The sequence below is a fragment of the Bradyrhizobium sp. sBnM-33 genome (assembly GCF_032917945.1).
Classification (GTDB): Bacteria; Pseudomonadota; Alphaproteobacteria; order Rhizobiales; family Xanthobacteraceae; genus Bradyrhizobium.
In genome coordinates, this window is sequence record NZ_CP136624.1 from 6,263,705 (window position 1) to 6,290,558 (window position 26,854).

General features: G+C 59.9%; 18 protein-coding genes and 2 pseudogenes. 11 read left to right on the forward strand and 9 right to left on the reverse strand.

Going from position 1 to position 26,854, the window contains the following annotated elements; translation table 11 throughout:
* Positions 1-88 precede the first annotated feature (88 nt).
* On the reverse strand, positions 89-412 hold the full coding sequence (locus tag RX328_RS29675) for a VOC family protein (RefSeq protein ID WP_317258530.1): 324 nt from the start codon (positions 410-412) through the stop codon (positions 89-91).
* A 733-nt stretch (positions 413-1,145) separates the two neighbouring features.
* Between RX328_RS29675 and RX328_RS29680 the strand changes: the two genes are divergently transcribed.
* The gene (locus RX328_RS29680; RefSeq protein WP_249727323.1) at positions 1,146-1,568 is read left to right on the forward strand and encodes a group 1 truncated hemoglobin; all 423 of its coding nucleotides are present in this window, start codon (positions 1,146-1,148) and stop codon (positions 1,566-1,568) included.
* 859 nt (positions 1,569-2,427) lie between these two features.
* Here RX328_RS29680 and RX328_RS29685 read toward each other — a convergent pair.
* The 3 genes from RX328_RS29685 to RX328_RS29695 all read right to left on the reverse strand — a co-directional run bounded on the left by RX328_RS29685 (position 2,428) and on the right by RX328_RS29695 (position 5,147).
* The gene (locus RX328_RS29685) at positions 2,428-3,492 is read right to left on the reverse strand and encodes an IS110 family transposase (RefSeq protein ID WP_317258531.1); all 1,065 of its coding nucleotides are present in this window, start codon (positions 3,490-3,492) and stop codon (positions 2,428-2,430) included.
* Between the two features lie 102 nt (positions 3,493-3,594).
* Entirely contained in the window at positions 3,595-4,557 is a 963-nt protein-coding gene (locus tag RX328_RS29690) for a LysR family transcriptional regulator (protein ID WP_213257389.1), read from the reverse strand.
* Between the two features lie 17 nt (positions 4,558-4,574).
* Positions 4,575-5,147 (reverse strand): hypothetical protein, encoded by a 573-nt coding sequence (locus RX328_RS29695; protein WP_213257390.1) that lies wholly within the window; start codon positions 5,145-5,147, stop codon positions 4,575-4,577.
* Between the two features lie 10 nt (positions 5,148-5,157).
* Here RX328_RS29695 and RX328_RS29700 point away from each other — a divergent pair, with 10 nt between their 5' ends.
* The 5 genes and pseudogenes from RX328_RS29700 to RX328_RS29720 all read left to right on the forward strand — a co-directional run bounded on the left by RX328_RS29700 (position 5,158) and on the right by RX328_RS29720 (position 11,451).
* Positions 5,158-5,982 (forward strand): tripartite tricarboxylate transporter substrate binding protein, encoded by an 825-nt coding sequence (locus RX328_RS29700; protein WP_317258532.1) that lies wholly within the window; start codon positions 5,158-5,160, stop codon positions 5,980-5,982.
* Positions 5,979-6,479, forward strand: a complete 501-nt coding sequence (locus RX328_RS29705) for a hypothetical protein (protein ID WP_213257392.1) — start codon at positions 5,979-5,981, stop codon at positions 6,477-6,479. Before RX328_RS29700 ends, RX328_RS29705 begins: the two co-directional genes overlap by 4 nt.
* Before the next feature lie 366 nt (positions 6,480-6,845).
* Complete coding sequence (locus tag RX328_RS29710) at positions 6,846-9,197, forward strand: ATP-binding protein (protein ID WP_213257394.1); 2,352 nt, start codon at positions 6,846-6,848, stop codon at positions 9,195-9,197.
* Positions 9,107-10,147 (forward strand): hypothetical protein, encoded by a 1,041-nt coding sequence (locus tag RX328_RS29715; protein WP_213257396.1) that lies wholly within the window; start codon positions 9,107-9,109, stop codon positions 10,145-10,147. Before RX328_RS29710 ends, RX328_RS29715 begins: the two co-directional genes overlap by 91 nt.
* Before the next feature lie 273 nt (positions 10,148-10,420).
* A pseudogene (locus RX328_RS29720) lies at positions 10,421-11,451 on the forward strand (IS110 family transposase).
* A 360-nt stretch (positions 11,452-11,811) separates the two neighbouring features.
* Here the strand turns inward: RX328_RS29720 and RX328_RS29725 are convergent.
* The 5 genes and pseudogenes from RX328_RS29725 to RX328_RS29745 form a co-directional block, all read right to left on the reverse strand.
* On the reverse strand, positions 11,812-14,271 hold the full coding sequence (locus RX328_RS29725) for a hypothetical protein (RefSeq protein WP_249727243.1): 2,460 nt from the start codon (positions 14,269-14,271) through the stop codon (positions 11,812-11,814).
* 534 nt (positions 14,272-14,805) lie between these two features.
* Complete coding sequence (locus RX328_RS29730) at positions 14,806-15,723, reverse strand: glycosyltransferase family 39 protein (protein ID WP_213256697.1); 918 nt, start codon at positions 15,721-15,723, stop codon at positions 14,806-14,808.
* Between the two features lie 1,443 nt (positions 15,724-17,166).
* A pseudogene (locus RX328_RS29735) lies at positions 17,167-19,559 on the reverse strand (TonB-dependent receptor).
* A gap of 111 nt (positions 19,560-19,670) precedes the next feature.
* Positions 19,671-20,093, reverse strand: coding sequence for a DUF2946 family protein (locus RX328_RS29740; protein WP_213256695.1), 423 nt, complete (start codon positions 20,091-20,093; stop codon positions 19,671-19,673).
* A 718-nt stretch (positions 20,094-20,811) separates the two neighbouring features.
* Positions 20,812-21,087, reverse strand: a complete 276-nt coding sequence (locus RX328_RS29745) for a hypothetical protein (protein WP_213256693.1) — start codon at positions 21,085-21,087, stop codon at positions 20,812-20,814.
* A 621-nt stretch (positions 21,088-21,708) separates the two neighbouring features.
* Here RX328_RS29745 and RX328_RS29750 point away from each other — a divergent pair.
* The 5 genes from RX328_RS29750 to RX328_RS29770 all read left to right on the forward strand — a co-directional run bounded on the left by RX328_RS29750 (position 21,709) and on the right by RX328_RS29770 (position 26,804).
* Complete coding sequence (locus RX328_RS29750; RefSeq protein WP_213256691.1) at positions 21,709-22,548, forward strand: alpha/beta fold hydrolase; 840 nt, start codon at positions 21,709-21,711, stop codon at positions 22,546-22,548.
* A gap of 449 nt (positions 22,549-22,997) precedes the next feature.
* The gene (locus RX328_RS29755; protein WP_213256689.1) at positions 22,998-23,255 is read left to right on the forward strand and encodes a hypothetical protein; all 258 of its coding nucleotides are present in this window, start codon (positions 22,998-23,000) and stop codon (positions 23,253-23,255) included.
* 1,092 nt (positions 23,256-24,347) lie between these two features.
* Complete coding sequence (locus tag RX328_RS29760) at positions 24,348-24,563, forward strand: hypothetical protein (RefSeq protein WP_213256687.1); 216 nt, start codon at positions 24,348-24,350, stop codon at positions 24,561-24,563.
* Positions 24,564-24,735: 172 nt separating this feature from the next.
* Complete coding sequence (locus tag RX328_RS29765) at positions 24,736-24,927, forward strand: hypothetical protein (protein WP_213256685.1); 192 nt, start codon at positions 24,736-24,738, stop codon at positions 24,925-24,927.
* A gap of 1,247 nt (positions 24,928-26,174) precedes the next feature.
* On the forward strand, positions 26,175-26,804 hold the full coding sequence (locus tag RX328_RS29770) for an NYN domain-containing protein (RefSeq protein ID WP_213256683.1): 630 nt from the start codon (positions 26,175-26,177) through the stop codon (positions 26,802-26,804).
* The last annotated feature ends 50 nt before the right edge of the window (positions 26,805-26,854 follow it).

The following is a 26,854-nucleotide window of genomic DNA, read 5'->3' on the forward strand; positions in this document are numbered from 1 at the left end:
CCCTAAGCCGACGTTTGGCCGCGTTAGTCCCTATACACAAACCGCACCGTCATCCTCGAGCTTCCTAGTAGACAGGCAGTCACATCACTTATTTTTCCTTGAACTCAAACAGTTCAATCAGGTTACCCGATGGATCTTCCAGAAGCCTCGCGCGACCGGCTCCCGCCTCGCTAATTTCTCCTCTAAACTTGGCCCCACCAGCGTTCAACCGGCCGATGAGACCGTCTATATCTTTCGTAATAATCATGAACCGATTCCATCCACCAGGCTCCGGATTGCCGCCAGCAGTTCCTCCGCTGCCCGCCCCTGGGGCGCTCAAGTAGAGCCTCAGATCATCACGAATTAGCGCCGCGAACTTGCTAGGATTGTGCATGTCCACCGAGAACTCGAGTTTCTCGCGATAGAATTCCACCGATCTATCTATATCCGTCACAACGTATCGGATGATGCCATTGTCCGCGCTCCGTCTTCACCGCACAGATGGGTCAACGTACAGATCTGCGTCGCGTTTCAACGAGCGCGGCGTTTTCGGGCGGGCCGAGCGTTGCGGACAATTCGATCCGACACCGCACTTTGCGACTCGTGAACCGAACAGCCGTGGCCAACCCGACGGATGCTGAGGTTGGCGCCGAGTGCAGGTAGGCGAATAGCAGTTTGTGGCATCCAAACAGGCCTGGGTCGGCCTGCGCTCATGTCTGCTCTCGATAGAAAAAGCGGCCATTGGTCTGGACGACGGCCAGGCCCGAAACTTGACCCAACGCAGACGTTCTCGAACGTTTCGCCATTGCGTCCTGCAGTCCTGTGGATGCGACGCGCCTCCAGTTTTTGCCGGGAACCTTTTCCTTTCAATACCATCCAAGGTAGGCAGCGAGGCACAAGCGCCGAAGCGACAGGTTCATGGACCTGCGGATGAACCCGTTGGCACCGGACAATACCGAGTTCGTGCGGCGCGCACGCGGCGCGAGATGGGAATGTCTTCGAACATAACCAAGGAGGACAACCAATGACACGGGACCTTTCGAATTCCATCACAAGACGAAGCTGCTTGGTCGCGGGACTGGCGCTGAGCGCCGCCCCAGTCGCTTTAGCGGGGGCTGATAACGCCTACGCGCAAGCAAAGGAACCTACGTCTAAGAAAAGTCTGTATGAGCGGCTATGGGGGCGTATTCGCCATCGCGGCGGTCATCGATCACTTCAGCGACGCCGTCGTCAAGAACCCCATCGTCGGCCAGAAGTCCAAGAACCCGCAACTGCGGGAATGGCACACCAAGAACCTAAAAAAGTTGCCCGGTCTCAAGTTCATGCGCACGCTGTGGGTCTGCAACGTTTCCGGTGGGCCTTTCCAGTTCACCGCCACCAAGCCCGGCAAGACGCCTGTTGGCCTAGAGGAGGCCCACCGGAACCTCAGGATCTCTCCGGCCGAATTCGATGAGGTCGCAGCCGAACTTGGACGGACGCTGGACTTCGCGAAGATCCCCCAACGCGAGAAGGCTGAAGTACTGGCAGCCTTCGCCGCCCACAAGGACGAGGTCACGGCTGGCTACGTCGCGGCCGCTAAGCGCGGCTGAAGCTGCCGTGCTGCTCAGTCCACGGTCCCGCCAGCCAGAGCTGGGCGGGAAGTGTTGCTGCGCCCGACGAGATGACCGACGAGCTACGGTGCAAAGAGACTGTTTCTGGCACCTTTGAGGCATGACGACTGGCCATTACGACATCCGCTTACAGGGGGATAGTGTTGCAAAAGTCTTTTTGGGTCACCGAAGATAGTTTTCCCGGGCCATAGGCGCGACAATCGAGTAAGAATGTGGAGGACCACATCGACTAGCGCAACTCACTAGCAACTTCGCTGGCGCGCTGGGGTACATCGATCGACGACTGTCGCTTGGTTCGCTTTTTAGCGGAAAATTATTCGCACCGCGTTTTGGGAGTTTCGCAACACTATCAGGGGAAGAGCGGAATTAGCCGGCCGAGAGCCAAAAGGACGCGATTGACCCAATGTATGGTCCGGCCGTGCGGTGCAAGAAGATTTCGATGATCCGGTAGATGCGGTCTTGCATCAATGTATCCGGCCTCTGCTTGGAGCGCAGTGCTCCGGGCCATCATGGATATCAGCGCGCATGTGATCTGGTTAGCGGACAGGCCTCGACCGGGCCATTTGGGTCACCAGTGTTCGCATGCGCCGGGAAGACCGATTCTCCATCGTCGTCTCATCTTCTCGCAGACCTCGGCGGGTAAGGGGTGTTGTTACGTCATCGATAGCTCCTCACTTCGCGCTGTTCCTTTGTTTGTGCCTGGCGGTCGTTCCTTCGTCCCGGCCTGCGCGCGCAGACGCGCCGCGCGCAAGGGGTCAAGGCCGGCCGTCGTGCTTTCCTGACGTCTTGCTCTCTGCTGCCAGGCTGCGCCTTGACGGCCCCGCGCACGGCGCGAGGGTCAAGCAGGTCGGGACGCTGTCTCCTCCGTCTTGACGCTCGCGAAGGCGCGTCCCTTGTTGAGGACCGCCCAGGCAATTCGGGCGAGTTTGTTAGCGAGCGCAATCGCCAGCACGTTGTGATGCAATCGTTTCTTGGCGGCTCGGATCCAAGAGTTGAGGCCATAGCGCTCCCAACCCCTGATCTTGACCAGCACAACCCAAGCGGCTTGCACGAACAGCGCGCGCAGGTAGCGATTGCCGCGCCTTGATATACTGCCGAGGATCGTGCGGTCGCCGGTCGATGTCTGCTTCGGCACAAGTCCAAGCCAGGCGCCGAAGTCGCGGCCTTTCGAGAACACGTCTCCAGCGCCGATCGCGGCCACCATTGCGCTCGAGATGATCGGGCCAATACCAGGCACCGTCATCAGTCGCCGGCAGGCCTCATCTTGATGGGCTAGTGTTTCGATCTCGCTAGATAGCCTCTCGATACGCTGATCCAGCCGGCGCCAGTCTTCCACCAGGCCCTCGATGATGAGCGACATGCGAGGCGAGAGCACATCGATGCGTGTCGCCAAGATGCCCGGCAACTCGAACCGCAGGGAATGCAGGCCTTGCCGCACGGCGATGCCCCGCTCCAGCAGGAACGCACGGATCTGATTGATGACGCCGGTACGCTGACCGACCAATCGATCGCGGACGCGGTGCAGTGCCTGAAGGGCGAGCTGTTCGGCGGTCTTGGTCGCGACGAACTTCATCGTCGGGCGTTGGACCGCCTCGGCGATGGCTTCCGCATCTCGGAAGTCATTCTTCTGTCCCTTCGAATACGGACGCACGTACTTCGCCGGCATCAGGCGGGCGTCGTGGCCAAGCATCTGGAGTTTGCGGCTGAGATGATGGGCGCCTACGCAGGCCTCCATACCGATCAAGCACGGCGGCAGGTTGGCGAGCCGCGTTTCCACCTGGCCGCGTGACCACTTCTGCCGCAGCACGATGGCACCGCGGTGATCATGCCCCACGATGTGGAGCGAGTTTTTGCCAATATCGATGCCGATCACGGCGATCGCTGCGTTGATTTTCTGAGACATGGCGTGCTCCTTGTCTTGAGCGCCCCTTGCCAGCTTCTCGTGCTGGCAGGGCCGGAGCACGGCCGGACCATCCCATTAGCGGAAATCGCGGAATTTCATGACCTAATTAAGCGGCGCGCGCGCCCGCCGTGTTTTCGCGGCAGGGTTTGCGATCTTGCGGACAAACTCGGCGAACATTCTTGCGACTGGGCTAAGCGCACGCTGCTTTAGCGTGACGATGTTGATCGGAGGAGCCGCCACCGGAAAAGTCACTGGCAGCGCCCTGAGCTGGACGCTCGGCGGGTTGAATTGCAGAAAAAGGCTGCCGAGGACGCCGAGATATTGCCCGCGCGCAACGAGGTTGCTGGTGCACTGTGCCGACGCCACGGTGACAGTGCGCGCCGGAGGAACGAGCCCGGCGCGATCGAAGGCTTTGATCACCAGCGCGCCCACTGGATGGTCCGGCGGGGGCAAACACCAGCGCTCCTGCACCAGATCGGCGAGGCTCACCTTTCGTCGCGCCACCCACGGGCTGTTCGCGCCAGCGACGACCCAGAGCCGATCATCGTACAGGATGGTCTGCTCCAAACCTTCGTCCAACTCGTGGACCTCGGAGCGCATGATCGCAAGCTCTACCTTCCGACCGAGCAGATCGCGGCGCTGCAGCGTTGCTGGATCGCCCAGCGCAAGGTCGAAAACGAGCCCGGGGTATTGACGCGATAGCTGATCAATCAGGGTCGGCAGCAGGCCCGTCGCGAGATTCTCCTCGCAGCCTATTCGAAGCTTGCCGTGCGTGGGGTCCGCGAGGTGTCTCAGTTCGCTCACGGTCGTATTCAGATCGTCTATGAGCGCGGCGCTTCGGTTGAGCAGCGCGCGCCCGTAGAGCGTCGGCGTCACGCCGTGAGCGATCCGATCGAACAATGCGACACCGACGATCTGCTCCAGCTCAGCAATCGCCTTTGAGACGACCGGCTGAGAGACTGATAGCTGCTCGGCGGCTCTTGCCATGCTGCCGCTGTGGGCAACGGCGATAAGTGTCCGGAGGTGCCGCAGCTTGATGCGGCGGCTGATCTGGTCGTCGTCCATGCCGATATTCCTAAAAGCTATAGGGGCGATAAAAAATCGAGCTTATCGACTATATGGTTTTCCGGCAAACTCTCGTCACGACAAGCGGTTTGGGAGCGAGCGATGACGAGAACGGAGCAAGCGTTGCCGGTGAGCGAATTTCGTTTTCGAGGGCCGCATCGGTTCTGGGTTTCGCCTTGATCGCCGCTCTGCTTGCGTGGGGTTTCACAATCGGTCGGAACGCGCAGATCGCCGCAGACGCCGCCAAGAGGGCCGAGATCGCGCAGGAAGACAGAATGCTTTGCACCGACCTCGGATTCGAGGAGCCCCAGGGAAGGTATACACGCTGTCTGAATGGCCTCGCGGAAATCCGGCGCAAGCAGAAGGAAAGGTGGAATGTGCCGATTCCGTAAGACCGGCGACCAAACCATCGAGCAAGTGATCGTCAGAGGAGGCTCGGGCAAGATGAAGTGGTCTACAGCATTGATATCGGTCTTCGCTTTCGGGCTCGCCGGTTGGGGCTCGCCTGCGCCCGCCCACGCTGAATCGTTTCCCTCCAGGGCCATCCGGATTGTCGTGCCGACGCCGCCCGGCACACCACCGGACGTCATCAGCCGGGTCGTGGCGTCGCAGCTTTCCGAGCGCGAAGGATGGCGCGTGGTGGTGGAGAACCGGCCCGGTGCATTGCAAACGGTCGCAATGCTGGACGTTTTGAAGCAGCCGGCTGACGGCCTGACGATCTACCCGATGAGTGTGCCCACCGCGGCCGTTCCTGCGCTGATGCCGCAGCTTGGCATTCGCCCGGATGACGACTTCATACCCGTCGTGAAGCTTTCGACATCGTACAACGTGCTCGTTATACCGCCGGACTTCTCGGCGAAGACAATGCCGGAGTTTGTCGCGCTGTTGAAAGCGCGCCCGGGGCAGTTCAACTTCTCTTCTGCGGGCTTCGGTACGCCGGCGCACCTGGCCGCGGAACTGTTCAAACTGGAGGCCGGCGTTCAGGCGGTCCACGTTCCATACGTGCAACCGCAGCAGCGTCTCGCGGATTTGCTCACCGGTATCAATCACTTCGATTTCCTCGCCAGCGTTACTGCCGGCGACCTGATCGCGACGGGCAAACTGCGCGGGATTGCGGTGACAGCTCCGTCGCGCATCGTCGGCCTGCCGAACGTGCCGACGGTGGTCGAGCAAGGCTTCCCGAACCTTGTTGTAGAGGATTACGTCGGCTTCGCGGTGAAGAGCGGGACGCCCGACGCCGTCGTTGGCCGGCTGAACGAGGCGGTGAATCGGGCGCTACGTGACCCGAAAGTTCGCGAAACCTTTGAGAAGTTAGGGGCGACGCCCGCCGGCGGCGCCCAGCCGGATTTCAGAGACTTCATGCGCAAACAGGTTGGCCATTGGAGCCGCGTCGTGAAAGAAGCCGGCATCAAGCTGCCCCAATGACGACAGCCCGCTGGGCGGACATCGAAGAGGTCGAGGCCGCGAGCAACGCCTTCTATGCGGCCTTACCGGTGCTAGATGACGGTACGTGCATGGAGACCGTCTGGGCGAACACGCGTTACGTGACCTATGTGGGACCGAGCAGCACGTCCATCATTGTCGGTGGGGACGCGCAGAAACGATACTGGAAGTCGTTCAACATTGAATTTGTGTCGCGTAGCGTCTCGATCGCCGACGCGCAGATTCATGTAGTCGGCAATCTCGCGTGGCAAATCGGCCTGGAGGTCGGACGCGCGCTGAAAGGACGGCACCGCACGCGACATCGATTGGATCGTGACAAACGTCTTCGAGAAGATCGGTGGGCGCTGGTGCATGGTCTCCCATCACGCACAGCCAAAGCCATCGGTAGGCTTCGAAGGCTCTCAATAAGGTCTGCTTTTGGCAGATTTCGTTGTAAAAGTCTTTTTGGGGTGACGAACGAAAATTTTCAGGGACGCTGACGCGTGTTGCACGTGGCGACGTGAGAGACCACGTCGTTCCTCGGAAAAACGACCACGGACCTGCGTAGCGGCGTGATGTGGCTTCGCAACGTACAGCTCTCCTGAAAATCACCTTTCGCGAGATTTTCGGGGTCGTTCGATTTTCGACTTTTGCAACAAAATCGGCACTTTCCGGACCCTCCGAAGCGGCCGGACTATGTCAGTTCATCGCGCCAAAGCAGACTTCGCAACTGCGCACGCCGAAGTCCGAGAGTGACCCTCAACGGACATGTGCCCCTTGTGTGGGCGCTGTAATATGTTGCGGCGTGTGGTAGACTTTCTGTCCTCCCGGTCCAGAACGGATAGCGTTAAATCCGGGGCGCCGCCATGCAGCAGATTGCGGATTGGCTCAAAAAGCTCGGCTTGTCCGAGTATGCGCAGCGCTTTGCCGAATTGTTGCGCGCGATAGCCGATCTGAACGGCATTGAGAAAATTCAATCCAAACCGACTGAGGCGGCAACAACGCCTGTGGCCCCACAACCACAGGACAGCGCAGAGCGCCGCCAAGTCTCCGTGATGCTCGCGGATTTGGTTGGTTCAACCGCGTTATCCGCGCGAATGGACCCGGAGGACTTGCGCGAGATCATTTCGGCCTATCAGAGATGCGTCACCGAGACCGTCCGTCGCCTTGGCGGGTTCGTTGCGAAGTACATGGGCGACGGGGTCCTAGTGTACTTCGGGTATCCCCAAGCACATGAAGACGACGCAGAGCGAGCGGTACGAGCTGGACTTGAACTGATCGCGGCGGTCAGCGCGTTGAAGGCTCCTGTCTCATTGCAAACTCGCGTTGGCATAGCCACTGGGCTGGTCGTGGTCGGCGACCTGATCGGCTCGGGTGAAGCGCAGGAGCGCGGCATCGTTGGCGAGACGCCGAACCTCGCAGCCCGTCTGCAAAGCGTTGCCGAGCCAAACACGGTGGTCATGGCCGAAAGCACGCGCACGCTTCTTGGCAATCTGTTCGAGCTAGAGGACCTCGGCGCGAAAGACTTCAAGGGTATCGCCAGACCGGTGCGGGCCTGGGCGGCGCTGCGGGCGAGTTCCGTGGCAAGCCGCTTCGAGGCGCTGCACACGGCGGGTCTGACCGCACTGGTCGGGCGGGAAGAAGAACTCGAATTGCTTCTTCGGCGCTGGTCGAGGGCAAAGAGGGGTGAAGGCCAGGTGGTGCTGCTTTCCGGCGAGGCAGGTATAGGGAAGTCGCGGCTTACTGCGTCGCTCATGGAACGCCTCGTCAGCGAGCCGCACACGCGCTTGCGCTATTTCTGCTCTCCGCAGCACACCGACAGCGCCCATTATCCAGTGATCGGTCAGATGGAGCGCGCCGCTGGATTTGTGTTCGACGACACCCCGCAAACGAAGCTCGACAAGCTCGACGCGGTGCTGGCCGACACCTCGACCCGGATGGAAGACGCGGCACTATTCGCCGAGATGCTGTCGCTCCCGAACGACGGACGTTATCCGGCGCTCGATCTGGAACCACAACAGCGCAGGCAGAAAACGCTGGAAGCGCTCACCGCGCACGTGGAGGCATTGTCGCGGCAAAACCCCTTGCTGATGATCTTCGAGGATGCGCACTGGACCGACCCCACGAGCCTGGAAACGCTCGATCGGGTCGTCGATAGGGTTCGTTCCCTTCCTGTGCTGCTGATTGTGACGTTCCGTCCAGAGTTCGAGCCAGCCTGGATCGGGCGGCCATACGTGACGGCTCTCACCATCAATCGGCTGGCGCCGCGCGACATCGAGGCCATGATTGACGGCGTCGTCGGCAACAAGTTCATCCCGACGGGCGTCCGGCACGACATAATTGAGCGCACGGACGGCATCCCGCTGTTCGTGGAGGAAATGACCAAGGCAGTGCTGGAAGCCGGGAGTGAGGAAGAAGCGCAACGGACTGCCGCGACTGTGCCGCATACGGCTTTAGCAGTCCCCGCAAGCTTGCATGCCTCGCTGATGGCGCGGCTCGACCGGCTGGGTCCTGCTAAGGAGGTGGCGCAGATTGGCGCAGCGATTGGGCGAGAGTTCTCTTATGCCCTCTTGTCCGCGGTCGCGACAAAGCCCGAGCCGGAGTTAGCATCAGCGCTCGACCGTCTCATAGGGGCTGGCTTGCTATTTCGTCAGGGTGTTCTGCCGCACGCAAGCTATCTGTTCAAGCATGCACTGGTGCAGGACGCGGCTTATGGTACTTTGCTGCGCGAGCCGAGACGCGCGCTTCACGCCCGGATCGCCGAAGCCATCGAAAGCTACTTTCCGGATATCGCCGATAGCCAGCCCGAGTTGGCGGCGCGCCACTACACCGAGGCTGGTCTGATTGAGAAGGCTGTATACCTTTGGGGCAAAGCTGGGCAGCGGTCGCTGGAGCGTTCGTCACTCGTCGAAGCAATAGAGCAACTGACGCGCGCGTTTGCCCAGATCAAAACCTTACCGAGTTCGCCGGCGCTTCGTCAGGAAGAAATCAAGCTTCAGGTCGCGCTAGTCCCGCCGCTTCTCAATGTCAAAGGTTTTGCTGCGGCTGAATCTAAAGCGGCTACAGAGCGTGCACGTCTACTCATCGAACATGCTGAAGCTCTCGGCGAGCCCCTCAAGACCCTCTGTTGTTATTCTCAGTTCTGTTCGGCGGTTGCGTCGCCAACTTTGTCGGATTCAACGGCGCCGTGCTGCGCGAGCTTGCGGCGCAGTTCCTGACGCTCGCCGAGAGCCAGGGTGCAACAGCTCCGCTTATGGCCGGGCATTCCATGATGGGTGTTGCCTGTGCTTCGGCGGGCAAGTTCCTGCGAGCCCGAGCGCACCACGATCAGGCACTGGCGCTGTACGATCCTACTGTCCATCGTGCGCTGTTAACTAGGTTTGCTGCACAAGACCAACGAGTTGTGGACTTGTCGTTTCGTTCCTTGACAATGTGGATGCTTGGCTACCCTGACGCCGCACTGGCGGATGCTGAGCGCGCGATGCAAGAAGCGCGGGAGATCGATCACGCTTCTACGTTAATGTTTGCGCTGTGGTGGACAGGTCTTATGAAAGCGTCATGTGGATGTTACACAGCAGCAAACGCGTTGGGTAAGGAACTTGTCGCGTTGGCGGATCAGAATAGCTCCCCGACTTATAGGGTCGCCGGAACACTTGTGCAAGGTAGCGTGCTGGCTCTTACTGAGAAATCTGCGCACGCAATTGAAATGATTACGGGCGGGCTCAGCGCACATCGCTCAATGGGAACGACGTTTTTGCAGCCATTCTTCTTGTCATTAATGGCGCTCGTTCATACTGCACTCGGCCAATCAAGCGAAGCATCGCGTTGCATTGATGAAGCGATGACTATCATAAAGAAGAGCGAAGAACGTTGGTTCGAGGCGGAGGTCAATCGTATCGCGGGCGAAATCGCGTTGATGGCGCCGCCAGAGCCTGACGCGGCGAAGGCGCAAGAATGTTTCGAGCAGGTCCTAGCTATCGCGCGCGCGCAGCAGGCAAAGTCCTGGGAGCTACGCGCAGCGATGAGCATGGCGCGGCTCTGGCGCGATCAGGGTAAGCAAGATGCGGCCCGCGAGCTTCTCGCTCCGGTCTACGGCTGGTTCACCGAGGGCTTCGATACACTCGATCTGAAGGAAGCGAAGGCGTTGCTCGATGAGCTGCACGCCTGACAACCAATTTCAAACCACCGACGTCCTGTCGCACTGGAGATCAGATTTGCGCCAATGAATTTCCTCGAATTTGTTGCGATGCATGAGTCCGTTCGTGGCACCTTTGAGACATGCCCGCCTATTGTGCGAATGTCCGTTCGCCGGGGTAGACCGGAAGTCGCCGTGGTCCCGGCCAAGCCGACGCGATTGATGCTGTGGACGGCGCCCACTCTGCGGCATCGAAGTGCCATAGGGTGGTTGCGTTGAAGCAAACCACTTTGAGGGGAGCCGTCCATGGGCGAGGTTAGCACGATTGGTCTCGATATTGCGAAGTCAGTCTTCCAGGTTCACGGCGCAGATGTTGATGGCGCGGTTGTGATCCGCAAACGTGTGAGCCGCGCCAAGGTGCTGGAGTTCTTCTCGACTTTGCCGGCTTGCGTTGTTGGCATTGAAGCTTGCCCAAGTGCCCATTATTGGAGCCGTGAGCTCCGGGCGCTCGGCCATACGGTGCGGCTGATGCCGCCCAGTTATGTGAAGGCCTATCTCAAGCGCAGTAAGAACGACGCTAATGATGCTGCGGCGATCTGCGAGGCAGTGACACGTCCGTCGATGCGTTTTGTACCGACCAAAAGCGAGCAGCAACAATCAGGCCTGATGCTGCATCGCAGCCGACAGCTACTGGTCCGTCAACGAACGATGCTGTCGAACGCGATCCGTGGTCACCTGGCCGAGCTCGGCATTATCTCGGCAAAGGGGCGCAACGGCACAGCCGAGCTGTTCAAGATCATTGCTGACGAGAAGGATGGTCGGATACCCGCGGCCGCACGGTTCAGCCTCGATGTTCTTGCCGGCCAACACGCCGCGATCACAGCAGAGATCGGAGCTATCGAGAAGCGCATCCATGCCTGGCATCGTTCGAGCGAAGAAAGTCGCCGGCTCGAGCAGATCCCAGGCGTTGGTCCCATCGTCGCCACCGCCCTGGTCTCAGAAGTCGGTGACTGGAAAGAGTTCTCGTCCGGACGAAGCCTGGCGGCCTGGATCGGGCTTGTTCCCAAGCAGCATTCGACCGGCGGCAAGGAACGTTGGGCAGAATTTCAAAGCAGGGAAATCGGTATTTGCGATGGCTGCTCGTCACGGGCGCCATGGCCGTTATCCGATATGCGCGGCAGCATGGCACGCGGCGCCTCTGGCTGGCGCATATTATGGAGCGCCGGCCGATCAAGGTCGCCGCCGTGGCGCTTGCCAATAAGATCGCGCGCATGGCCTGGGCCATGATGGTACGCGGAGAGCAGTTCAAAGAGCCAAGATTGCTGCCAGCAGCATAGACAACAGGAGTTTCAACGATTGGCGAGGGCATGACGACGTAATGCAGATACGGTTGTTCCGGGGATTGGGAGAGCCCGTTTGGGTCAACGCACTTTCAAGTGCATGCGAACGATTGGGACCCGATCCGCGCAGAGCATTAGGGCCAGCGGCCACACCTGCCGCATTAAAAGGCCGGACACGTGACCGCACCCGACCAATGCTGCAAAACGTCAGAAAGTTCTTGCCAGGGCGCCGTCCACACGTGACCCATAGCCGTCGTGCGCCGCACGTCGCGCTTGCGATGCACTATTCGCATCTGCAGTGGGTGCGACTGCCATCCCCCTTGCCCCTCCCCGAAGACGCGGTATTCGGACTTCCCTTTACTGATGTGGCCGCCGAATCGCGGCGCCTTCCTTTCCTGCGATACCAGCCTCGGGGCTAACGGGGCCCTTCTCGGCTGACCTGTCGATCGACTGCACCCAGCGGCTTGCAATGATCACGATGGCGCAGACCGCATAAGAGCACACCCCCAGCGCATAGGTCTTGGCGATGCCGAACTGGATCGACAACGCCACACCCAGCACCGAGGCGAACATCGACGTAATTCCGTTGGTGCTCCAGAAGAACGGCAGCAGTTCATGATGACGGCGCCAGACACCGAGGCCGAGCGGAAACATCATCCCCATGCAGAATGCAGGAGGAGCCAGCAGCAGGAGAGACACCAGAATACGCATGTCGGTTGACAGCGACCGCGCCCAGGTGGTGACCAGCGGTGTCAGCAGCCCTGCCGCCACGAGCGTGGTGAGGAGGGCGGCAGTCCTGAAGACGGTGACGCGTGATCGGGAGGAGGTATCCGCACCGACCGTGGCGCTGCCAATCCCGCTAAAGAGAAGAATTGTGAATAGCACGACGCTCAGCCCGTAAACGGGATGTCCGAGAAAGACCATCAGGCGCTGCATCTGCGATATCTCGATCAGCATGAAGCCCATCCCGATCGCGCTGAAATAGGCCACGGGCGGCGTCAGTGTCGCCATTGGCATCCGCGTCGCAAGACGGAGGAAGGGCAGCACGATGTAATATCCGCAAGCGCAGAGCGCTACGATGATGAGCAAGCCGGTGATGCCGATCGCGACATTGTTGCTCATGATGTCCCAACTATGGATGCTCACGAAATCGCTGAAGCGCGACGTATAGAAGAAGAACGGATTGTCGTCCGTCGAAGCAGCGATGTTTTCCGGCAGCGAATCGAAGAAAGCCTGGTCTGCCTTGTCGGACAGTAATATCGAGGTGACGGCATCGAAGGTGAAGTCCGGCCCCAACAATATCTTGAAGCCCTGCGCCTGAAGTCTCTCGCGCGCGCCTTGCCATTCTGCGCCGCTGAACGCGTCAGGCCGGGTAATCACCGTCACGATGTTGCCGACGTTGACCGCGACGACGTGATGCCGCAGTTCCCCGGCCGACACTCCCTTGAGCTGCAGCGCGCTCGCGGCAATCGCGATCAGTCGGTATAGCTCGCCACGGTGCTTCTCGGCACCGTACCAGCGTGATACCGACAACAGTCCGCCAGGCTTGAGCGCCCGGTAAAAATCATCCCACGCCTCCCCGGTATAGAGATGATTTTCGGTGAGCGTCAGGCCGCCGGCCGCCGTCGCCGCCCAGGTGTCGATGAGTGAAATCTGCACCAGGTCGTACCGCTCGGGCGAGTGGTTGATGTAGCTTCGCGCCTCGGCATTGACCAAGGATACGCCGGGCTGGCGATCGAGATGGCCGGAGAAATCGGCGAATTTTTCGGTGAGCACTTCGAAGATCGCTGGGTTGATCTCAATTGCGCGAATCCGGCTGGCGCCGAAGAGCAGACCGGAAAGGATGTCACGACCGCCGCCGACGCCAACGACAGCGACGTCGGCCGCCGGCTGCACGAGGTAGGCTGCATTGATGACATCATCTTTCAGGTAGCCGAGTTTTCCGATGTCGCCATCATACCTGGTGATGACCGTGCCTGCATCGGCATCGATGTCGAGGTAGTGTTGGTCGATCCGGGCATCAGGAGTGCGGACCAGACCCCAGCCAAACGGGACCTTGTCGGCCAGTTCGCGCACCCTCACCCGCGAATAGGTATTCCAGCGTTCGAACAGCGTGCCGGTCTGCTCAGCGCCCTTGGCCCAGAACACACCGAGATGGCTTCGACCGGCCAGGTCAAGGCCGGAGTGCATGGTGGCCGCGACGGCGAGCGCTAGCGCGACAGCCCCGCTCAAACGCACACTACGGACGTCATCGCTGGTTCGCACGACGATCCAGCCAACGCCGGCAGCAGAAGCTCCGATCCATAACGTGGCGCTTACCGGGTCAATCACCAGCAGTATGAAGATCACCCAGAGACATCCAACTGCGGCGCCCAGGAGATCGGCCGCATAGAGCCACCCGCCGCGATACGGCAAGCGCGTGAGCAATAGCGTGATGCAAACCCCGCCTTCCGTGAACGGAGCCACGAAGGCGATGGTCGCCAGCGCCAGAGCGAGGGGCACATTTTCTGCAGATACGACGAGCGGCACGCACAGGAAGACGATCATTGCGCCAACGCTGCTGAGTGCGAACCATGACGCGTGGCGCGCGAATTCGATCCCGACCCGCTCGGCCGCATAACGGGCGGGCTTGCCATAGACCTCCATCGCTCCGCGGGTGAGCCCCAGCATGGCAAGTGAAATGGCCGCGAATGCGAAATGATAATGGAGCATAACGCTGAAGAAGCGCGTTATCAGGATCTGGTAGGAAAGCGTCGCGAACGCCAGCACAAAGATTGCCAGATAATAGCGACCGGGAATCTTGGATACGGATTGCAATACGCGGCCCTCTTGGTGGGGAGCCCTATTGGTTGCGCTTTGACCATTCGCGCTACACGCGATCGCCGGATAACTTCCTGCTAACTCGTTGATACGCCCGCACAGACTAAGTTCATATTCAGGCTCCTATGGCGGTCGGGCGGCTACCCGAGCCTGCAGGAGTGGGTTCCACCGTCAGACGCAACACCATCTGTCACATGAGCATTATACCGTCAGAGGAGCTCGAGCGCATCAAGCAAACCATGCGAGATTGGTCGGTCGTGGCTCCGTGATTGCCGCCTCGACTTCTTATAAAGCCTATCTGCTTATAAGCCTATCTGCGAGACTCTCGGTCAGCAACGCGGATATTTCGGCCGGCTTATGGCACCTTAAGGCGTGCCGACGTACCCTGCGAATGCCCGCTGATCGGGGTGGTCCGGAAGTGGCTAGCCGACCAAAACGACGCGATTGACCCGAAGCGAACATTCGATCTGAAAAATCTGTGGTGGACACGCAGCGTGAAACTGAGTCGTTGCTCAACCATGTCATCGCGAGTCAACCGATCCAAATTCTACGAGCAAACAAGGCGGTGTTCATGAACAAGGACGCGCCGAAGAGTCCTATCACCCCTGCCAAAAGCCACTTCGCTCGCAATCCTAAACCTGCCAACGTCACAAACAGGGGAAATGAAACGAGATTAAATCGACTCATCGAGACGAAGCCTGCTGGCCCACCGCTGAGTGTTAGATATGGCAGTAACAGGACTGCCATGGCGAACAGTGTCCAGCTTGCGCGCAGTCGAGACCAGCCCAAAACAATCAGGGCAATGAACAATAATGTAAACCAGCTAGCTTGTCCCCATGGATTCCAATCATTGAGCATTATTCGTGTGAACGGCTCAAGCTTTAGTGCCGCGATCAATCTTGTCGCTAGCGTCGTTCCTTGATGGAATGCCACCTGCCCATCCGCAAAAGCAAACGGAGTTCCGAAGGCGCTCCAGAGATAGGTCATGAATAGCCAGATGCCCGACGTCGCAAGAAGGACGCATGGCACGAGGGCAAGAAGGAACTTCGTCTGATCGCGATTGGCCCACATCTCCCAAAGAAGGACAGGTAATAGGACAACGCCCGTCGATCGGGTAGAGACTGCCAAGCCTGCAAGCAGTGCTGCCGACAAGTAGTATTTTCGTTTCAAAGCAAGAAAGAACGAGACGATTAGCAGCAGTGCCAAGGGCTCGGTATACCCGGCCGATAGCAAGACCGAAGCGGGAAAAAAGCTGAGCAGCGCGGTTGTGGCGAGAGCCAGTTGATCACCAAATTCTTCGCGAACCAGCTTGAAAAGGACGACAATCGCGAGCAATCCCGCGACGTTCGATACCAACAGCAATGCATCCGCAGGCGTATTGCCGATCATTTCAAGACCCGCTGGGGTAGCAACCGGGGTAGCGCTATCGTGATTGAAGAGAAGGCTCATTGCGTGGACGCTGATCGCTATCAGCGCGATCTACTTCGTCCGCAACCTCTTCGAAGCGGTGGTCCTACGAACACTCCCTCGGCACATTCACCCTGGCCGGGTTCATCGGCGGATGCGTCTGGCTTTGGGAGCTCCGAAAGGAGGAACTCCGCGAGCTGCGACGGTTCATGGAAGAGACGCGGCGCCGCGACGAACAAGCCCGCCAGCATGAACCGGCGGGCCTTTGATTTGTGGGCAATCAAACGTTTCAGATGCCGGCGAGCCGTTTGCCGAGCAACGCCAGACACATGCCGTCGCGCTGGCAGCCTTCTCCATCGCCCGCAAATGAAATACCAGAAATGGCCCTTAGGTCAAATTGCCACTTTTTCCCTGGCCAATTCTGGTTATGTTAACCGTTCATTTTGGCGGGGACGCCGTGGAGTTATTTTGGGCCGAGAAGATCGCCACCTTCGACGATCAATCAACCGAGACCTGCCGATTGTGCGCGGGAAAGCTCGCCCTCGTCAGAACGGTGGTGGACAGCGAAAGCGGAGCCGTCTTTCATATGTTTAAGTGCGACTGCGGTGAACGCACGTGGAACGAATAAGCGGCCTGGCGCACGAGGTTGCCGGAAGACATACGCCGGGCCTTACCACTACGGATTACCCCCGGAATGGCCTGTTCAAGCGGGTCTGATTCTTGGCAGAATTGGGCGCGATAATTGGCGGTGGTACTTGTGGAATTTGTCTTCGCCGCTTAGTGCCGTATGTAGCGAGGCGTGTCCGCACTTCGTCCTCCACAATCCGGCGTGCGCCGCCGAGTTCGCGACAATTCACGGGTGATCAAGCTGCACGTCGAACATTTGCATTGTGATGAGCAGGCACGGTTTTGCAGGGACACCAGTTGCCTGCGGCAGGAGTACATCTCTACGGGTGGGCATTACCGGCTCCAGAGAAGCTATACGGCCGCGACGACGACCGATCGCCAATCGTCATAACGTCACCTCGTAGCGGATTTCTACTCAGCGTTCGATGCCCCACCCCCGGAGCCTGCTTTGGCAACATCGATCCAGAACTTGCCTTGCGGTGATCATTCCCAACTAGGCCCTAGAATATACGGCCTCACGCCATCCGCTCTCAGTCCGAGACACGCGATCTCCTTATCGGAAAGGCGTCGCCGCGCGTTCCTTTTGTCTTCGCGAACGATACCTGGATAGCGCAGGATCGCCTCTTCCGCGTCGCCAGCCTCGTGTGTTCCAACAGCGAAGAACCTGGGATCAGTTTCGCGTTCCCCAATCAAGTAAACCTCGACGAGCCAGCCACAATTCGCGAGTTCCGTAGCATTCCGGGGGCCGGTATCGGCGCCGATACCGTGCCAGCCACCGGCCATTGCTGCGCCACCTCTGCCACTCATCTTGAGACCTCTTCCGGCTGTCAGCGGTAGCTCTCCTTTCGGCCTTTCGGCTCAAAACTTCAGATTCGCGAACGCCCGCACGCCGATGCCCGGCAACAGCACTTGGTCCTTGTTGAAGGAGACGGCGTTGCGAATGTTCTCGTTCAAGAGGTTGTTGCCGACCAGGCCGACCATCATCTCGCGTGGGCCGAACCAGGACGGATCGAGCTTTGTCTTGTAGCTGACCTCCGCCTTCAACAGGTTATAGCCTGCGGTCGGCGTCTCGCCGATCGGGGCGATGTCGTTCTGCGCAAAGGCGTGCAGCAGGTTGACCCGCGTCAGCCAGTTGGCATCGCGCCAGAACAGGCCGCCGCCCACGCGCACCGGCGGAATGCGCGGGACATTGGTGCCGTCGCTGAAAGTCGCGCGCACGACATCGAACTGGTTCTCGATGCCCCAGATGCCACCGTTCAGCGGGCCGACGTCCAACTGGCTCTGGAACTCGCCGCCGCGGAAGGTGGCGTCGCGTTGCGAATAGATCGCCTGGTTCAGCTCAAGCGGATACGCCGGGTCGGCAGGACCGACACAAGCGACATCTTCGCAGGTGTTGCCGGTAAGACGGCGGAAAATGAAGCCATTGAACTTGGTGTAGTAAGCGGTTGCTTCGAACCTGAAGGGGCCGGTCGCCCGTCGCAGTCCGATCTCGATCGACTTGGCGGTTTCGATGCCCAGATTGGGATTGCCGATGTCGAAGGTGGCGGTTGCGTCGTGCGCTCCGCGCGAAAACAATTCCGCCGGCTTGGGCGCGCGCTCGACATATTGCGCGGTGATGCTGGCAACCAGTTCGCCTGGAAGATTCTGGATCAAGCCGATGCTCGCGCTCTTCGGCGTGAAGCTTGGATTGCGCGCCGTCGGCGGACCGATATCGCCAGGATTGGCATTGAGGTCGAACAGCTCCGGAATGAATGCCGGCGTCGTTCCGCTGAGACTGACATGCTCGATCCGGCCGGCGATCTGCGCCTTGGTGGTTTCGGTGAACTTGAATTCGTTGAAGACGTAGCCGGCGCCCCTGTTATTCTTGTTCGGATCAAACAATCCGTTGAGCGGACTGGTTGGATCGTCCGGGCTTGGCGCCGTCAGTTCCTGATGCCCGGCCTGCAGGCCGAATGCCGTCGTGACGGCGGCAAAGCGCGCGTTGAACGGCGCCATCTGCACCTCGACGCGCCCTTCCTGCTCCTTGTTGGTAAAGGTCTGCCGCACGCCGAGCGTTGTCGGATCGGCGGGGTCCGCGAGCCGATCTCGTTGTGCTTGTAATCGGTGGCGCCGGCCGAGAAACGTACCGCGTCGATCGCCGCCGCGTCCGGCCTGTATTCGCCCTTGGCCGTGAATTTGGTCTGATGCGCGTCGATCCGGGTCTGGTGATCGGCGCCGTCGATGCCGGGAATGCGATAAAGCGTGTCGTTCTGCGTGATCGCCGCCCCGATGAAACCGCCATGGAAGATGTAAAAGCCGCCGATCGACGCACCATCCGCCTGCATCGCCGAATTCGGCTGCCGGCCGTTGACCGGGCGGGTCTGGTCGAACAAATACGGATAGCCCGGAATGCTGTAATCGCTGGCCTTGCGGCCATAGGCGTCGGCATGGATCGCGAAATTGCCGCCGCCGGCATCGAGCAGAATGCCGCCATCGACACCCCGGTCGACGGAACTGACGGCCGTTCGGGTTTCGACCGTAACGCAGTAAGGTGATCCCACGTTTGCGAGCGGCGCTTTAGCCGGCAGTCCGTAGGTCTGGAACGGTGTGGCCGCGCATGTGGGCAGGGAGTCCGGGATGCGATTGTTGGTTGCGCTGACGACGCCGCCGATCGATGTCGATCCGCACCGCATCGCCGCCGGACCGCGGATGACCTCGACCTGGTTTGTCGCCAATGGATCGACCGGAACGAAATGGTCTTCGCCAAGATCGGAAGCGCCGCCGGCGTTGACGCCATTTTCGGTGATGCCGACGCGATTGACGTCGAGACCGCGGATGATCGGCCGGCTAGCGGCGCCCGGCGCAAAGGTCGAGCCGGTAATGCCGGGTTTTGAGAACAGGAGATCGCCGAGCTGAGCCGTGCCGTCGCGGCGGATCTCCTCGTTGGGCACGACGGTGACGGTGGCAAACTGGTCGGTCACGACGGGCAGCACGCCCTGTTGAGGCGCGGGAGCGGCCGGCGCAGGCGTAGCTTCCGGCGCGCGCTCACGGGTGCGGCCGGGCGCTGTACGGGCGACGCGCACTGGCGTACGCGCCGGAATAACGACGCGGCGGCGCACGATCGGGCTCGGCGCCGTCACGGTGATTTCAGGCAACTGTGTCGAGGACGGCGGCGTGGCCGCATCCTGGGCCATCGCGCTATTGCCCACCGCACATAGCAGTAGCCAGCTTGTTCCACCTATGTAGAACGCTCGTTTCTTCTTGAATGTCATTGTCCCGATCCTGATTCCGTCGATGCGCGACGGATCGATTCCGATTTTCCCTCGGTGGATCGGCCGCGCGTGGCGCGGCGATCCCCTCGGGAGTGCATCAAACAATCGATGTCAGGAGACGGGAGGCGCGCGGGAGTGGAATGCGGGATGGAGCGAGCCGAGATGCGCGAATTCGGCGTCGGTGGTCAGATACAGAAGTTCGACAGCCCGCGGCAGCTCGAGCCGCGGCGGCGTGGCGAACAGGAAATTATTGGCAAGCGAGAGGACAGCGCAACACGCGCAAATCTTGGCCGTGTGGTGGTCGTCATCGTGGCCCGCAGGCTGTTGCCGCTGCGCGGCTTCGGAGTGCGTTCCTCGCTCGGCAAGGGTCGCGGCAATGGCGAGATCGGCGTCGGCCAGCCCGCTCTGAGCGGCCGGCGCCGCCTGCACGGCGGCTGTCCCGTGGAAATGCCCGAACGACAGCGCAAACTGGATCGCGAGCGCAAACAGCGCCAGCCGCGAGCCAAGTTTGAGATGTTTTCGAAACCAATTCATGGCGCACTACGCTCACCGGGGACCGCGCAGGCACTCCAGACTGTCCCAATGTTACTTTATAACGTGGAGGACAGATTGCAATGTCAACTCTTAGCTCCAAACAAGCTTCAGCGATCGGCGACCTTGTGTTTTTGATGTAACAAACCGTCCATCCGCAAAGCCGATGAACTCGCTCCGCAAAGCGGCAGCGCTACCCCGGGGGCAACCTACCAATCCGATCGCTTCTAGCCTTGGCATACGTCTGCATCTCAATGAAATCAGCACTAACGCTCGCGCGATCGTTTACGACCGCTTCTGTGAAGGTTTTCGCATGCCGGCCCCATGACGGTGGTGCCGCGGGCGCGGGGCCGGCGTCCGCAAACCTCCAAGGGAGGAAACCGCCGGAGGGGGCACGAGGGTAGCGCGGCGAGAGCTAGGGGATTTGAGTGCCGCGGCTGAGGTGTGTGAATGGAGTCGAGGCGCTCCAGCAAGCTGGTGGACGGTGAAACGGCTGCTGGATGAGCGGCGGGTCGCATCGACCGCAGTGAAGGGTCGGATGATTTGAGACGACGGCTGGATATCTGAGCGCGTTCTACCGTGGCCGGTGGAGAGGCAGCTAGTGCGACGATCAGATTTGCGGGGGTGTGACGCGGTCATGAGGTATCGATCTTGATTGCGGTAGGTGAAGCTGTCGGCCGATGCCGTGGCGTTGCACCGCGCTCGAAGACCTCGATGATGATCATGCGACCGCCGCAGCATGGACAATCGGCTTGCCGGGATCGGCGGCGGCAGCGGTGGGCTCGGCATGGGAATTTGAAACGGCGAGCAACTCACGCGCTCGGGCGATGTTGTCGGGGCCGATGCGTACTGCATCCGGCGCTTTTGACCTCACGTAAACTGAGATCGCCTCAGGATCTGAATCGACCACGCCCTCTCGCACGACCGACCCCGTCTGATCGACCACGCAGATCGATGTCTGCTTCAACGATACGTCCAGTCCGACATAGTATTCCATTGCCGCTCTCCATCGTTGCGAGGCCACATGAGGCTGGCCTCTTACGTTCCTGGAGAGCTGATTCCTTTGCCTTTTGTCTGGCTCGATCCCGGAATTACCCCATGTTGCAAAAGTCGATTTTCGCCGATGACCAAAATTCTGCGGGCAGTGGGCGCGGCATTCGTGTACAAGATGTGAGGGGACCTCCCGACCTCACGCAAAATTCACAGGCGACGTCGGTAACGCGATTGAGGTCATACGAATCAGCGATCGCTCGCTACTTAGTGTTTTCGCGAAAAATCTTTAGCCCTGCAACTTTCGACTTTTGCAACAGTATCGGCCACTTTTCGGACCTAAGAGGCCGGACTGACAATGTCCGCTCTTGGAGTGCCGGGTTCCCGGCTGCACGTCGGGACTTCTCAGTTTGACCCAACTCAGAAGTGCCTGAACGCGCTGAGGAGTTCTAAGTTCTCGACATGGCGGACAAGATCTACTTATAGAGACTTTTTCTCTCGACGACCCGAAGAAGGTCCTCGCTGTCCTTCAATGTGGCATGGAGGCTGCCGCTTCAGGCGCGGGACGACAAGACGGTGCCAAAATGGTAGGTTGCGCCGAGACCCGACCGATAGCGGGAGGACAACCATGACCACCTTCGTTCTCGTCCACGGCGCCTGGCATGGCGGCTGGTGCTACAAGCGGGTGGCGCGGCTGTTGCGCCAGGCCGGGCACGAGGTCTATACGCCGACTTTGACCGGCCTCGGCGAGCGCGCTCACCTGATCAACCGCGCGATCGATCTCGACACGCACGTTCGGGACATTGTCGGTGTCATCCGCTGCGAGGAATTGTCGGACGTAGTGCTGTGTGGCCATTCCTACGGCGGCATGGTCATCACCGGCGTCGCCGAGCAGATCGCGGCGAAGATCCGTTCCCTGGTCTATCTCGACGCCTTCGTGCCCGAGAATGGCAAGTGTCTGTTCGACTATCTGCCGGCCGAGCAATCGCGTCAGATGCGTGACGACGCCGCGCAGAACGGCGAAGGTTACAAGGTCACCGAGATTGCAGCACGCGCCGGTGTCTGCCGGAAGCTGGCGCAGCTAACTCTGCGCATGGCGGCACGAGACGTGCCTGATAATCGTCGAGCGTCGTCCGCGGCCGGGACGAAAGAACCTGACGAACGTTGTCCGGATCATTTCGCAGCCATGGCTGACTTGGCTGCGACACCGAAATCATCGGCCGAGCGGCGATCGTTCGCAGGTACAGGGGGAAAAAATACCTGCCACGGTCACAGATTTAGGAAGGGGCTTAGCAAGGGAAGAACGGAGCGGCTTCGAGCTGCGCGGAACGATCGAAAATGGCGGCGGCTCGCGGCGACATCAGGCAAGAAAATACCCGCCAGGATGACCGGAATTAACATTTGTCATCGCAGCCAATATATTCGGCTTGGTGCGGCGTTGTGCGGACGGGCTCGAGGGAGGGGCTGATGCGGAACTACCTTCTAGCCGCAATACTGCTGGCCTTGTCGTCTCCAGTATTGGCACAGCAGCTCGAAACGCCCGGCAGCTTGATAGGACGCCCTCCACCGCTTCCCGGCCCTCCCCCACTTCCTGGCCCGCCGCCCTTGGGGGAGACGGCGACAACGCCTACTACCGAGGCTCCAACACTCCAGGTAAAACCACCGCCGACCAACGGGGCACCCGTCCCAACTGGCTCACCGCCGTTACCGGCAGTAAGTACCGGTCCGGGATTAAGCAGGGAAGGCCCGGACGGCATTTCAATAAAGACCGTAAAGGCCGCGCCGTGCAGCTTGGCCGCGCGAGGGACCGACGGGTTTACGACCTGCATCGGGATCCCCGATGCACCGCCAAGAAGGAAACGCTCTTCTCAGTCACGCCGCCGATGAAATGTAGTCGTGTCCTGAAGCCCACGAGATATGCTGAAACTGCGCTCCATCGGCCTTAGCGACTTTGCCGCGCTCGAAGGCAGGCAGCGCATCGGTCGGATCCGTTTGGCCACCGAACGGATGCCGTGCGCCTGGATCTGGAGCGTACGGACTGCCGATGGGTCAGCCCCGGACATCAACACGGCCAAGTCGGAGTTTCGGGAGGCTTGGAAAGCCCTGAAGGCCAGAACCCCGCCGGAGCAACTCGCGGCGGCCTACCGGGCAATGAATATCCGGGGCGACGGCTAACACGCATTGAGTCGCACCTCGGGACGAAAGGATGGTGGGAAGGCGCTGGAGGACCACCGGCATCGACAAAAAGAACCGGCAGGCGGCAATCAATGTCCGGCTCTCGCATTTCCCGATCGGAATTCGTGTCCCAGACTCGCACCGAGCTGCCCTTGAGCACGCCGCCGCGATGCGCGGGCAGTCGGTCGCCGGCTTCGTTGAGTGGCTCGTCGGTCCAACTGAAGGCGAAATCAGCCTAGGTCGGTTCGTCGTCTATATGACGGCCAGCGCACTCTCGGATGCGACCCTGGGATTTGCTTTGCTTCTGAGTTACGTCGACGCCTCGAGGCGTGGTTCTGATGATTCTAAAAGCCCGACATCTTGGGGTCCTAGGACTAGGACTCCTGATCGCAGCCTGTACACAGGACTACACTGATCCCAAGCCCGTATCGGTCTGTCTTAAGACCAAGGAATATGCCTGTCGATCTGGCATATGCGATTATTGTGTAGAGTACGGAATCGACTGTCCGAAGCCGCTGGTCCTTAAAAAAGATCGATCCCCTGACGGAAAACTAGTCTGCCGGCTGCCGGATAACCCGGAATAATTTTTAACAATTGCATGTACTACCAGCTGCGCGATCGCCGCCACGCATCCTCGACAATTCGATTTTTTGTCCCACCAACTTTGGCAGGCCCACGCAGCCGGTCATATTGCCGGCGAGGACGCGCAGAGCCTTGCCGAAAGCTGTATAGTCGCCGCAATGACTCAGGCGTGGCTCAGGGTGCGTTATTTCCGCTTGCCCGTGGTGTGGACCCCAGCCAAGGGCCAAAACGCGCCACGAGTCTTCCTAAGGGCACCTGAGTCAAAATCGCCTGATCGACGCCGCTCCATCGAACGCAGACGCCGCCTCGCCGCCTCGGGGGGATCCCGCCAACCATTGCCTGTTTTTACACAACTGGAGAGAACGCGATTCTGCGGAATTGTCGGCGACGTATCCCACAGCAAAGGGACATGCGACCGCAGCCTAGCCGAGCACGCCCATTCCGGCGGCTGCCTTTGCCGTCAACGCCCGGGACGCCGCCTGGGTCGATGCGATGTGTGTCAAGCAGCGGTTGGCGACATTCGAGCAGAAGCTCGAAGTCAGTGGCCGGCAGGCGCCGAAGCGCGTGTACATGCTCGCCACCGGCCGGGAGCGGTCGCCGTTCCAGCAATTCGGCGCGCGCTTCAAGGACGATCGAGGCTGGCAGTTCGTCAGTTTCGCCTGCGGCCATGACGTGATGTTAGACCAGCCGCAGGAACTTGCCACCGCGCTGATCGCCGCCGCTTAAGGAGGCGCGCGCATGGTGCTTGGTGGCCACCCGAATCGGGGCGAGACCGGATTGCTTTTCCCACGCACAATACTCACGAGGGGCCCGAAGCACCGTAACTAGGGGCTGGAGCTCTGGCCCCGCGCCATAACATCCGCGCATGAATGTCGCGACATCCAGCAAGGAGCGGACCATGAACCAGCGCATCCCTGAGAACTTTTCCGCGGCCGAGTGGAGATTCGTCACCATCATGGGCAACACGATGCCGCCGCAAGACCCCAACGATGACGATGATGATGATAATGACGAGGATGAAGACAACGACACCGAACCGGACGACGAGCGCCAGCCGCCGGCCGTCAGAGAACCCGATGAAGACGAATAGCGCGACGGCTCGTGCAACAGCTCGCCAGCCCTGATCTCGGTGCGGCTCGATGATTGGTTGCGTTGAGGGTCGGATGCCGTTCGATCAACCACATCGACGCCGTTTTTCACCCTACTCGGCGGTGCGGCAGCGTGGCCACTCTCGGCGCGCGCGCAGCAACTGGCAATGCCGGTGATCGGATTCATCAGCGCCCGGTCGGGGAGAATAGGCGAGCGAGCCAATGTCGCCTATTGACAGATTTCGTTGTAAAAGTCTTTTGGGGTGACGAACGAAAATTTTCAGGGGCGCTGACGCGTGTTGCACGTGGCGACGTGAGGGACCACGTCGTTCCTCGGAAAAACGACCCCGGACCTGCGTAGCGGCGTGATGTGGCTTCGCAACGTTAGAGCTCTCTGAAAATCACCTTTCGCGAGATTTTCGGGATCGTTCGATTTTCGACTTTTGCAACAAAATCCGAGACAGATCGGAAGTCCGCTGGGCGGGTCATTACGGCGCGAATGGCGCAAAGCCGAGGTTAGAACGAAGGTAGTCAATAGGTTCAGTCGATTGTGGAATAGTGCAAAAGCTTGCGGAGCCGTGCGGAAAGGCCGCGAGCGACCGCAGGTCTGTGGACGTTTTCCAGCCCCGCTACTTCCCAAAGTCGAGAAGAGTCAGCTAGTGAAACGGGACCGGCCTGAACGGTTGTAGCCTGAGCCGTCGCGGTCACTCAGGCGGGTCGACTGATATGGAGCGCACAGCAGCATCAGGAAGAGCGCCCTATCAGCCTTGTATTTGGCAGCGGTTCGGTTGCTTTCCGTACCGTGCATGACGACCTTCCCTTCGGTCGTGCACAGGCACCACCTCCATACGCGGCCGCGCTTTTTCAAGAGCCGTTCAAAAACAGGAAATTGATTCGGCATTTGCGATCGCTCATTGGTCAGCCTGATCTTGTGTCACTCGATCTCGTCGCAGGGTTCAAGTTTTACAGCAAAGTATAGCAAAACTGCATGAAAGAGCGATCATAGGAGGTCCTTTTGCCCTAAGAGTTCGCGCAGCGCGCCCTTGTGTTGCGGAGCATCTTCCAAGGAATTAATTTGATACTTAAAACAACAGGATGTAGTTTTTCTCCCGATGAGCCGCTCCCTTCGGATTTCGACAGGTTCCCAGGGCGCCACAATCTAGACGTGATCGTGCCTTTCAATCCAACTAAAGCTTGAAACGGGAAAGCGTTTGCTTCCATTTCCAATTCGACTTTGGTCATTATCAAAATGTCACTCGATTCCAACAAGATCGCGCTTTTCATCGATGGCGCCAATCTTTATGCCACCGCCAAGACGCTCGGCTTCGACATCGACTACAAGCGCCTTCTCAAGGAATTCCAGAGCCGCGGCACGCTGCTGCGCGCGTTCTACTACACCGCGATCATCGAAGATCAGGAATACTCGTCGATCCGTCCCCTGATCGACTGGCTCGATTACAACGGCTATACCGTCGTCACCAAGGCGACCAAGGAATTCATCGACGCCTCCGGCCGCCGCAAGGTCAAGGGCAACATGGATATCGAGCTCGCGGTCGATGCTATGGAACTCGCCGAACATGTCGACCAAATGGTGCTGTTTTCGGGTGACGGCGATTTCCGCTCGCTGGTCGAAGCGGTACAGCGTCGTGGCGTCCGCGTGACGGTGGTGTCGACGATTTCGAGCCAGCCGCCGATGATCGCCGACGAATTGCGGCGCCAGGCCGACGTCTTCACCGACCTGGTGGAACTGCAATCCAAGCTCGGCCGCGACCCTTCCGAACGGCCGGCCCCGCGCGAGCCGCGCCATCACGCACCGCAATTCCTGCAGCGCGGGGCCACCAGGGTACCACGGGGCGAAGACGACGACTTCGATGAATGAGCGGCTGGCTTCGCGGACGAACGGTCAGTATGCCCATCGTTCGTAAAACC